Below are 10070 nucleotides of genomic sequence, written 5' to 3'. Positions count from 1 at the left end.
GATCGCCGGGCAGCTCGCCTCAGAAAGGGCAGTCGTCGGTCAGGGCCCCGACGGCGGCAGCCGTCGGCATCGGGTAGGTGATGACCTCGACGCCGGCCGACTTCGGCTGGTGGCTCCCGGGGAGAAAGCCCGGCCGACGCGGCTTGGGCGGTGCCGCCTCGGGCTGGACGGCCTCCGCGTCGTAGAGCGGGCGGTAGCCGGAGAAGTCGTCCGACCGCGTGGAGACCAGCCCCTCGAGGAACTCCGGCGTCGCCGCGTGCCAGCCCGCCGAGACGACGCGCATGTTGTCCCCGGCGCGGTATGACAGCCTGATCTCGACCTTCCTGGAGCCGGGCCAGGCGTAGCGCTTGAACCCCTCGGCGGTGATCTTCGCGTCCTCCGCCCGCCCGAACCGGACGTCCAGCTCGACGACGTTCGCGCCCTCGAACCGAGCCGTCCGCTCGGCCACGATGGCGGCCTTCCGCTCAGCCTCGGCGGCCTCGCGCTCCTCCTTCGTCGGCCCCTTCGGGAGGGGCTTCATGCGCTGCTTGCGGTCCGGGTTCTTCCAGTCGGCGACGCGCTTCCGTCTGGCCGCGTCCGCCGCCTTCTCGATGTCGCCGGCCTTGTATGTGCCGACGATCTCAATGAGGTCCAGCAGGTCGGGGTTCTCGATCTCCTCGACAGCGAAGGCGTACGCCGCCCGGTCCGGTCCCTCGGCGCGAATGAGCCGGAGGAGCCGTCCGCCTCGGCACATACGGCGGCCGTACTCGGGGGTGACCGGAGCCGCGACGAGAGCCTCTTCGAGCGCCACGAGCCACGCCTTGAAGAGCCACGGAGCCATGGCCGCCCTCTTGTGCTTGAACGCCAACGTCGCCGCCTTCGCCCAGACGTGGGAGTTGACGCGCAGCCATGGGTCGTCGGGCGCGCCGACGTACTGGCGCAGTTGCGCAGAGACGCCGTTCGAGCGGCCGCGGTGCAGCTCCGGCGCGCGGGTCGTCACCTTCAGGCGGTAGGCGGCGATGGGGTTGCCCTTCCCCACGCGGTGACGGGGTTCGAGGTACTCGACGGCGAAGGCGCGGACTCCGCGCCGGGCGACCTCCTCGGCGTCGGAGCGGTCGCGTCCGCCGCGCTTGCCCGCGAGGTCCTCGACGGCGCGCTTGAGGGCCGTCGTCAGGCGCCCCATGACCACGGGCGACTCGTCGAAGCCGATGACCCTCGCGGCGTCCTCGGGGGTCAGCTCGATCTCGTGGTCCGGCGCGTCCGGGTTCCAAGTGACGCGCGCGAAGCGGAGCGCGAGGTGGCGGTAGAGGAAGATCCCGTAGCGGGTCGCCATTCCGGCTAGCGCGCGCAGCTCGAGATTGGCGTAGGAGCGCTGGCTGGTGAGAAGCCTCCAGATGGGCGACGGGAGCATGAAGACGACGAAGTCCTCGCCGTCCTCTTCCGTCTCGTGCCAGCCGACGAGCATGGGGACGTTGGCGTAGGTCCGTCCGCCCGGCGTGCCGTAAGAGATCTCGGTCATCCGGAGCGCGCGGAGTGACTTGAGCACGTTCTTGCGCCGCGCGTTCGGCCCGAGGGCAACGAGGAGATCCCCCATGCGGACCTGCATCTCGCCGCCGACGATCTGGGCCTCGTCGCCGGGGATCACCGGATTGGTGGCGGCATCGTAGGCGGCCGACATCAGGATCTCGTGGATGGCCCAGTCCTGCGCCGTGAGCGCCGTCCCGCCGGACACGGTGATGTGGTCCAGCATCTCCGCCGGGCGCGGCGACGTCGGCGACACACGGAGGAAGGACGCGTGGTCCTTGAACGCCTCCTTGAAACTGCCGCCCGCCGCGGGCGGGAACAGGCCGCGCTCGCGCTTGCCGACCTCCAGGCCCTCGGCCTCGACAAGGGCGACGCCCGCGTTCTCTAGGCGCACGTACCGTGTCGTCGCCTTGCGCTGAGTTCCCAGTGCCCGCATGCCCATTGCCTTCCGCTCCCCATTCCGTCGCGCGCTCTTGCGAGGGCGCATTGAAATGCTGGATCGAGCCGAAGCTCGGCGCAAGGCTGACGGGGCAACTCGCGTCCAAATGGCAGAGGGGTCGGGCGATGCGCGTTCAAATACCTCCCAGAAAGGAAGGCAGAACGCGGCGCGGTCAACATTCCGCTCGGACGATACTAAGTATGAGACAACGGACGCTCCGCCGGCGGGCGGTCGCCGGACCTCCGGCGGCATGCCGACCCCGCGCTCCTCGAACCCGCTCGCGACTCCGTGCGATGCGCGACGAAAAGGAGTCAGTTCCGTGCGATGCGCGTTCAAATGCCCTCGAAAAACGCAGAAAACCGGGGGTTTTTGACCGACCCGTCTGGACGATACTAAGTATGAGTCAACGAGGGCTCTGGCCCCTGTAGGATTCTCCCCGTGCAGGAGTCCTCCCGCTCGCGCCTTTAGGATCCCGACGCGCGAGCCAGCCGACAGCCGCTCCGCGAGGGTCTCTCGATTGCCGTGCCGCTTCGCGGGGTTTTGGGCAAGGCCGTGCCGACGAGAACCGCCCCGCCCCTTCCCGTCGCGCCCCGCGCCTTTCCCGCTGCGCGGCAGGTCGTCCGACCCTTCCCCGTCGTCCCCCTCTCCGCGAGGTGTCGCCGACGCTCCCGCGAAGGAGGTCTCCCGCTCGCGCCGCCGGAAGCCTTCGCGCTCCGCGCTGATGGGATCCTCGCTCGCGCGTTCGCCGACGAACAGGGAGGGTCTCTCCCGGAGGGAATGAAGCCCGTTCCAGGGCCGACTTTTTTCGTGTCGGACATGTCCGACGACAGGTTGCGTTTTGCCTGCCGGCGCCCCACGCTGAAGATGTGCCGACAGGGAGGACGACATGACCGAGACGACGAAGGACCCGCAGACCGAGGCGCTGGCGGCCCTCTACAAGGCGCTGAAGGCGGGGGCAAAGCCGACGGTGCGAGAACTGTCGCCAGCCGACAGGACGGCGTACGACCGGGAGAGCAAGAGGCGGCAGCGCGCGAGGGCCAAGGAGGCGAAGGCCGCCGGACGGCCGGAGGCATCCGACGCCGCGATCCGAGAGGCGCTGGCCGACGCGGCGATCCTTCTGTTGGCCGTCGACGGGCCGGGGGCGGATGAAATTCAGCGTGCCGTGCATAAGGCTTTCCCCGGTCGCCCCGGCGTTGCCTCGACGGCTCGCATCCGGGCGAAGACCGGGACGCTCCGGCCGAAGGTGCTTACGGCGGAGCGACTGACGACCCCGTCGGCCTGATCGTCCCTTGCACCCCCGCCGCCCATACTCACGAGGTGAGAGGGAGGGCCGGGAAGATGACGACGTCGAAACATGCGATGGAGCAGCGACGCTACCGCGCCCGGCTGAAGGCCAAGGCGGCAGCCGACGCGCCGCGCGGCGCACCGGAAACGCGGGCCGTCATCCAGTCGTTGGCAGTCGCCGTCCGGAAGATGGCGGGCGCCGCGAAACGGAAGCCCGACAGCCCTGAGGCGGCCTCGTACCAGCGGCTCATGCTCACCGCCTACGGAGTCCTGAAGAAGCAGGGATTCGACCCGGCTGAATCCTTCGAGCGGCTGTCCCTCTACACGCTGCCGGACGAGGCCAAGGCCCGTCGCCGTCGCGCTGACGCAGAGCGCCGCTACTGGGCGGCCTCTGAAGGTCCGTCGGGGGCGTAGGGGGCGGTTTACGGGCATTACTCCGGCCTTGCGGTGAGCGTTGCCCCGGCTCACCGCGTGGCTGGAAAGTTGCACCGCCGGCGAGGCGCAATGGAGGACCGACCGGAGGCCTCCATGTTCATCTCGACCCTCTTCACGCTCGCCCTGTCTGTCTGCCCCACGCCGACGCCCGGCGGCCCGCCGCCCGCATGCACGACGCTTGCCGTCAGCGGCTTCGCCTCCGCCGCCGCATGCGAAGCAGCCGCCCAGCCCATCGCGACGGCCCTGCGCCCCGCCGGCGGCGGACAGGCCGTCGGTTCCTGCCACCCCGTCGCCGCGCCCCGGGAGGCCTGATCCATGACCGACACGCCAGAGAAGCCCGCGCCGTCCCCCGGCCAGATCGCCGCCGCTGAGGACCGCGCCGAGCGCGAGCGTCTCGCCGCCGAACTCCAGGCGATCCTCACCCGCCTCGGCATCGTGCTCGCGCCCCGGCCGGGATTCGCCGCGCGGCGCCGCGACCGGATGCTGCGCCCCCGCCAGACGCGGGAGGGCTGACGCATGCCGTTCGAGATGGAGACCTCCCGCACGGCGGACGCGGCGAAGCTTGCCGTGCTCTGGCGCGACCGCGACAAGAAGCAGCCCGGCGGGGGCGGCGGGTCCGGTGTGCCGGACCACTTCGTCGAGGACGTCTTCGAGGGCGGCATCCTGCCCGAGGTCATCCCCCCGCCGGCAGGCCCGCCGACGACCAACCCGGACGGCACGACCACACCGGGCGTCGTCCCCGAGCCGACGCTGGTCGACCACAAGACGGTGTACACCGATGCCAAGGACGACCAGCTCAAGAGCCTTTTCGCCGCCGTGCAGGACCTCCGCGCGGCCTTCGCGTCGCCGACGCGCCCCGGCGCCCCGGGACCGACGGACGCGTTGCACCCGCTGGCCGAGGACGGCGGCGGGCCGGACGAGAATCCGTTCGCCACGCAAGGCCCGTTCTTCGGGCCGGACCTCCAGACGTCCCTAGGGGACATCCGCGCGGTCACCCACGGCGATGCCGTCGTCTTCGGCGACGCCGGGATGACCCAGGCCACGCAGGTCCTGCGGGACGCGGAGATGTCCATCCTCGACGTCCTGATTGACTTCCGCGAGGCCGTGTACGGCCGCTTCGGCGGTCCCGGCCTGACCGAGAGCGTGAGCGAGTGGGTCAACGACAACATCGCGTCCGACGAAGTGCCCGGCTTGAGCTGGAGCATGTTTGAAGCGATCCGCGAGTTCCACCGCCGCCTGACCGACATACTGAACGTCATCGAGACGCAATTCGCGCCTCGCCTCGAAAGCCTTGAGGACAGGGTAAAGAAGCAGGAGGGCGGCATGTCGACGCTGACTAGGTTCTACCAGGACCTCGAGCAGCGCGTGCGGAACATCGAACTCGGACCGGGCACCGAATGACCCGACGCCTCCTCCTCGCGGCGACCCTCGCTACCTCCGGCGCCGCCCTCATCTCCGGCAGCCCCGGCACCGCGGTCGCCGTCCTCCTCCTCGCGGGCTGGCTCCGCGAGCACGCGCTGCGCACCGGGGCCGAGCGCCGCGTCCGCGCGGCCGTCGCCGAACTTGAAGGCGTCGCCAAGTCCGCCGGCGATGTACCCTCGGTCCGTCTCCATCCGGACGCGCTCGCGGAGATCTCGGACCTCCTCTGGGAGCCGGACGACGCGCCCGAGGGCGAAGCCCGCACCCTGCATTGAGGACCACGCCCGTGCTCTACTCCGTCAGCTCCGTGATCCGACGCCTGGAAGCGGGCGAGTACGTCCCCGCCGAGGACACCCGGCTGGCGGTCGCCGTGCTGCACCACGCCTATCTCGAGCTGTCGAGCGGCGTCGAAAAGGCGATCGAGGAGGTCGGCACGGACGAATGGGCCATGGCCCGGCTCGGCGGCTATCTCTACGAATCCGACATCATGCTGCGCGATGGCGTGCTCATGTACGCCGCCGCCGGCGCGATGCTCCCCGCCTTCCTCGCCCGCGAAAAAACTTCCCCAGGCCCCGCCTAGTCCGGTCAACGGATTTGGCGCGATCCGCCCGCCGGCGGTTTGCGCCCCGCTCCGCCGGCACCCAGCATCGTGGGTGCCGGGTCGTGGTTCTCCTTCCCCTTCCCGGCTCTCCCCCGCCCCGGTCGCAGTCGTGCGCGGCCGGGGCACCCCGGGAGGAACCCGAAGGAGGGCTGACGGGGGAGACGGCTATGCCGAAGAAGAAGCAGATCAAGCGCGACAAGATCGTGACCGACGCCGGGCTGGTGCTCGATGCCGAGCAGGCGGCGATGGTGCGCAAGCAGGTGTACGAAGGGTCGTACGGCCTCGACGCGCCGGATATCACGGTCACCGACGACGACATTACCGTCCGCGTCGGCGCGACCGTCTACACGGTTTACGGCGACAGCCCGCTGCACACGACGACCGTGCTCCGCCGCAGCGAGTCCTCGTACACCCCAGCGGCCCTCCGCGACGACGATGTCGGGTATGCGGTGCGGGACGCGATCGAGCGCACCCGGGATGCTGCTCTCGCCACCATCGAGTCGGTTAACGAGGAATGGGCGGCCAACGTGGGCGAGTTCGACGACATCGAGGGCGACGACGGTGACGAGGGGCTGCGCGAAGGTCCGGTCGTCGGGAGCGGTCCGTCGGCCGGGTTCATTTCGCGCTCTGCGCTTGAGGCGGTGCCGTCGCTCGCCGAGCTGAAGCACCGTAAGGCCCACGCTGAGGCCCTGATCGCGGAGTGCAAGGCGGCCGAGCTCGTGCGCGAAGACACGATTACGCTGCCCAACGCCGAGTACGCCGAACTCCTCGCCACGGCCCGCCGGGACGCCGCCTTCCGCGCAGCCTTCACGGGCGTTGTCGCGACCGACGACAGCGAGGTCGACCTCGAAGCACTGAACGCCGCCTTCGCGGGGATTCCGGCCGGGCCGTACGACGCCATCCTGCACTCGGCCGGCTGGGAGGTTCGTCAGCTCGACACCGACCCAACGGACAAGCATCACTGGCCTGTCCGCCTCTGCCAGGGCATCGCCGGCCAGAAGGCTGGCTTCGACGGCGCGGCGGCCAACTTCATCGCGGGCGTCCTCAACGCGTGGCCGTTGATCGCCGCGCGGCTGGCGGCGACCGAGGGCGAAACGGCGTCGGACGTGTCCGACGCAGCACAGGACGACGGTGGCCCGGTCGAGCCGGGGCTAGACATCGACACTCTGGTCGCGGCAGCCGTCGTCGGCGAGTTCCCGATGACGGCCGTCGATCCCGTAGACGCGCTGGCGGCTGCCGCGATCGAGGGCGCGGCGCCCTTCGCCGTCTCCAGCGACGGCGCGACCGTGTCGGTCGAAGGGTCTAAGGTGCGGCTGACGTACGGCGGCAACACCTTCGAGACGACAGCCGCCGCCAGCGTCATCGACGACCTGCGCAAGGCACTTGCCAGCGCGAAGAGCGCCGGAGGTTTCCGCTGATGTCCGGCGCATCGACCATCGCCGACCCCAAGCGCGTCCTCTACGGCGCGCAGGAAGTCGCCCAGAACCCAGGCATCATCGATTTCAGCTTCGAGGCTGCGATCCCCTTCGACGGCGACCGCTTCCCCGTCAGGGTCCGGTCGACTTGGAACGGCATCGAGGAGATCCGGGGGCACATCGCTCGGCTGGAGGAGCGCGCGCTTCAGGCGGAGGCCAAGCTTCGGCATGTGGAAGGCGAGCGCCGCCTTCGGGAGAAGGACGTCGCCCGGCTGACGAGCGACCTCGACGCCGCCCTCTCTCGCGCCGAGGCCGCCGAGCGCACCGCCCACGACGCGCACGAGATCGTCTGCGGTCTTCGCGCCGACGAGTTCTCTTGCGAGACCGTCGTCCCCATCGGCGATGTCGAAGGCAACGGGAACGTCTGGGTGCGCCTCCGGTCGACACAGGACGGCGTCGGCATGCTGGTCATGCAGCTCTGCCGTCTCGACCAGCGCGCCGTGCTGGCGGAGGCCGCCCTTGAGACCGCCACCGCCCGCGCACGTGCTTCGGAAGCCCGTGCAGGCCGTTCCGGCGTCGAGTGGGAGGAACTGCACGCGGCGTTCGTTGAAATGAGTATCTCCCGCTCGGAAGCGGTGGTGAGGCTGAATGCCGCCGAGGCCCGGTTGCAGGTCGCGGAGGATAAGTTCCACGCGGTCGAGGACGCGGTCAGAGGCTACTTCGACTTCACCAGATCCGTCGATCGCCTCGAGGCCGTGACGGAGGCCGCATGACCGCCGCCCCCACTCCTGAGCAGCTCGCCGCCCTCATGGTGGTGGCCGCCTCTGCGTCGCCAGAGGCGGTTGCCGAGGCTGAGGAGTTCGAGACGGATATCCCGCCGCCCGAAATGGACGACTTCGAACTCGCCGAAGCCGCCGAGGCGGGCGTCTACATCCCCGGCCTCCTCGACGAGATCCGGCGCCGCGCGGCCCTGCTGACGGACGACGAGCTGCTGTCGGTCGAGCCTTTCGAGGGCGACGACGGCGACGTCCGCGTGCTGTCGTCGAAGGTCGTGCGCGGCCGGTGGGAGCACCGGGACCACTGGTCGGGGATGCCCATCCCGAAGGGTGAGCTGCACGTCGTGCGCGGGGAGGTCTGCGACGGGGAGTTCCTCACGACCCGGCATTCCCGCGAGACGATCTGGATGGCGTGGGCCGGGGGCTTCGGCTCGCAGGAGCTGGGAAAGCAGGTGTCGCCATGAACGCCGCCCGCGCTCCCGAGGACATCATCGCCGAGGCGATGTCGCACAGGCCCGTCGCGATCTACGCGGCGATGTCGGGCGGCGACACCTCGCTGGCGACCGCGCACTGGATGATGACCAACGTGCCCGGCTGCCGGGTCTTTCACGCGAACACGGGCATCGGCATTGAGGCGACGCGCGAGTTCGTGCGCCGGACTTGCGCGAAGTACGGCTGGCCGCTGGACGAGATCCGCGCGAAGGAGGACTGCGGCCAGGACTACCGCGAGATGGTCCTCCAGTACAGCTTCCCCGGCCCCGGCCATCACCGCAAGATGTACAGCCGCCTCAAGGAGCGCCCGGTCCGGCTGCTGGTCAAGCGCGCGAAGCAGAAGCGTGCGGACAAGGTCCTGATCGCGACCGGGATCTATCACGACGAGTCTATGGTCCGGATGGGCTACGGCGAACGGAACATCAATTTCGTCGGCTCGCAGATGTGGGTCAACCCGCTCTACTGGTGGTCCAAGACGCAGTTCATGGACTACCTGCGCGCGCACGGCGTCGCGCGGAACCCCGTCGCCGAGACGCTCGGCATGTCGGGCGAGTGCCTCTGCGGGGCCTACGCGCATCGCGGCGAGAAGGCGCTGGTCCGGCTCGCCTGCCCCCGGACGGCCGACTACCTCGAGAGCCTCGAGGGCGAGGTGCGGGCGGCCGGCCACGAGTGGGGCTGGGAAGGCAAGCCCCCCGCCGGCGGTGCTAGAGTTGCGAGGGTCGTCTCGCCCTCGAATACCGACAGGCCAGGCATGCCATTCTGTCGGGGCTGCGAGAAGACAGCCGAGAACGCAGGAGTGGCGGCATGAACGTCCTCCACACCCGCACCCTCGCCAGCCTCGCCGCCGACCTCGATGCCGCCCGCGCGGATCCCGTGCGGGCGGAGGCTGCCGTCGATCGAGCCGAGCGCGTCCGCGACAAGCTAGCGGACCGCGCTCGCGATGCACGCCGCGTCCTCGACGTGGCCCTCGGCAGCCGCCCCGACGCACTCGACGACTTCTTCAGAGGCAGGTTTCCGCGATGACCCAGTCCCCGAACACCACCCGCACGATCTCCCACGCCGAGGCCCGCGACGTCGCCCGCCGCCTCATTGCCGGCAGCTTCGGGCGCGACGGCGAGCGGCAAAGCTACGACGTCGGCCCGAGGTTCTCGATCCCGACCCGGCCGGACTACGACGACGACTGCCTCATCGTGGCGTACATCGAGCAGCAGGAGGCGGCGGACCTCGTGGGCGCCCACGTGGAGGAGGCGGCGCGGTTCGCTTACGCCGACGTGCCCGACGTCCGGCGTGACCTCGCCGCTCCCCAAGTGATCCACATTCCCGAGCAGTTGGCCCAGATGGAACGCCGCCACCGCCAGCGGGAGGAGTTGCCGCTGCTTCCTCCGGTTGGCGGTTATGGCGTGCGCCACGAGGGCCACTACTCGGCGCAGCAGATGCGTGACTATGCCTCGGCTGCGCTCGCGGCGGAGCGTTCGTCGTGAGGCGCCTCGTCCTCAATCCGGGCGGCTGGACTTGCCCACTCGGCGAATGCCCGCCCGGTTCGCTCGTCTACGACGGCGAACTCATGTTCAAGAACGGCTATGGCGAGCACTTCCTCGACAACGTGGACTCGTGAGCGACCGCGCGCCCCGACCTCGTCGTGCAACCCGTGGTCGCCGCGTGGGAGGACTGGAAGCTATAAGTTCCTTTGTCTGCCTCGCCACCGA

At 70.0% G+C, this 10070-nt stretch carries 15 protein-coding genes; 14 read left to right on the top strand and 1 reads right to left on the bottom strand.

Features of this window, described 5'->3' with window-relative positions; all coding sequences use genetic code 11:
• Positions 1-19: 19 nt before the first annotated feature.
• Positions 20-1939, bottom strand: coding sequence for a hypothetical protein (locus O5O54_RS13390; protein ID WP_279482304.1), 1920 nt, complete (start codon positions 1937-1939; stop codon positions 20-22).
• An 889-nt stretch (positions 1940-2828) separates the two neighbouring features.
• Here O5O54_RS13390 and O5O54_RS13385 point away from each other — a divergent pair.
• The 14 genes from O5O54_RS13385 (at position 2829) to O5O54_RS13320 (ending at position 9979) form a co-directional block, all read left to right on the top strand.
• Positions 2829-3224 (top strand): hypothetical protein, encoded by a 396-nt coding sequence (locus O5O54_RS13385; RefSeq protein ID WP_279482302.1) that lies wholly within the window; start codon positions 2829-2831, stop codon positions 3222-3224.
• A 56-nt stretch (positions 3225-3280) separates the two neighbouring features.
• Positions 3281-3640, top strand: a complete 360-nt coding sequence (locus tag O5O54_RS13380) for a hypothetical protein (RefSeq protein ID WP_279482301.1) — start codon at positions 3281-3283, stop codon at positions 3638-3640.
• A 114-nt stretch (positions 3641-3754) separates the two neighbouring features.
• Positions 3755-3973 (top strand): hypothetical protein, encoded by a 219-nt coding sequence (locus tag O5O54_RS13375; protein WP_279482300.1) that lies wholly within the window; start codon positions 3755-3757, stop codon positions 3971-3973.
• Positions 3974-3976: 3 nt separating this feature from the next.
• Positions 3977-4174: a hypothetical protein gene (locus O5O54_RS13370; RefSeq protein ID WP_279482299.1), complete on the top strand. Its 198-nt coding sequence runs from the start codon at positions 3977-3979 to the stop codon at positions 4172-4174.
• A 3-nt stretch (positions 4175-4177) separates the two neighbouring features.
• Positions 4178-5062, top strand: coding sequence for a hypothetical protein (locus O5O54_RS13365; protein ID WP_279482298.1), 885 nt, complete (start codon positions 4178-4180; stop codon positions 5060-5062).
• On the top strand, positions 5059-5355 hold the full coding sequence (locus tag O5O54_RS13360; RefSeq protein WP_279482297.1) for a hypothetical protein: 297 nt from the start codon (positions 5059-5061) through the stop codon (positions 5353-5355). Before O5O54_RS13365 ends, O5O54_RS13360 begins: the two co-directional genes overlap by 4 nt.
• Positions 5356-5366: 11 nt before the next feature.
• Complete coding sequence (locus tag O5O54_RS13355) at positions 5367-5660, top strand: hypothetical protein (protein ID WP_279482296.1); 294 nt, start codon at positions 5367-5369, stop codon at positions 5658-5660.
• Positions 5661-5848: 188 nt separating this feature from the next.
• Entirely contained in the window at positions 5849-7099 is a 1251-nt protein-coding gene (locus O5O54_RS13350; RefSeq protein WP_279482295.1) for a hypothetical protein, read from the top strand.
• Complete coding sequence (locus tag O5O54_RS13345) at positions 7099-7869, top strand: hypothetical protein (RefSeq protein WP_279482294.1); 771 nt, start codon at positions 7099-7101, stop codon at positions 7867-7869. The genes O5O54_RS13350 and O5O54_RS13345 overlap by 1 nt, the downstream gene beginning before the upstream one ends.
• Positions 7866-8336 (top strand): hypothetical protein, encoded by a 471-nt coding sequence (locus tag O5O54_RS13340; protein ID WP_279482293.1) that lies wholly within the window; start codon positions 7866-7868, stop codon positions 8334-8336. Before O5O54_RS13345 ends, O5O54_RS13340 begins: the two co-directional genes overlap by 4 nt.
• Positions 8333-9172 (top strand): phosphoadenosine phosphosulfate reductase family protein, encoded by an 840-nt coding sequence (locus O5O54_RS13335; protein WP_279482292.1) that lies wholly within the window; start codon positions 8333-8335, stop codon positions 9170-9172. The genes O5O54_RS13340 and O5O54_RS13335 overlap by 4 nt, the downstream gene beginning before the upstream one ends.
• Positions 9169-9387 carry a hypothetical protein gene (locus tag O5O54_RS13330; protein WP_279482291.1) on the top strand — a complete coding sequence of 73 codons (219 nt, stop codon included), beginning with the start codon at positions 9169-9171 and terminating at the stop codon, positions 9385-9387. Before O5O54_RS13335 ends, O5O54_RS13330 begins: the two co-directional genes overlap by 4 nt.
• Positions 9384-9845 (top strand): hypothetical protein, encoded by a 462-nt coding sequence (locus O5O54_RS13325; RefSeq protein ID WP_279482290.1) that lies wholly within the window; start codon positions 9384-9386, stop codon positions 9843-9845. Before O5O54_RS13330 ends, O5O54_RS13325 begins: the two co-directional genes overlap by 4 nt.
• Positions 9842-9979 carry a hypothetical protein gene (locus O5O54_RS13320; protein WP_279482289.1) on the top strand — a complete coding sequence of 46 codons (138 nt, stop codon included), beginning with the start codon at positions 9842-9844 and terminating at the stop codon, positions 9977-9979. The genes O5O54_RS13325 and O5O54_RS13320 overlap by 4 nt, the downstream gene beginning before the upstream one ends.
• Positions 9980-10070 lie beyond the last annotated feature (91 nt).

The sequence above is a fragment of the Aureimonas sp. SK2 genome, from assembly GCF_029813115.1.
Classification (GTDB): domain Bacteria; phylum Pseudomonadota; class Alphaproteobacteria; order Rhizobiales; family Rhizobiaceae; genus Aureimonas.
The sequence above is the reverse complement of the archived record's forward strand: the minus strand, read 5'-3'. Positions and strand labels throughout refer to the sequence as shown.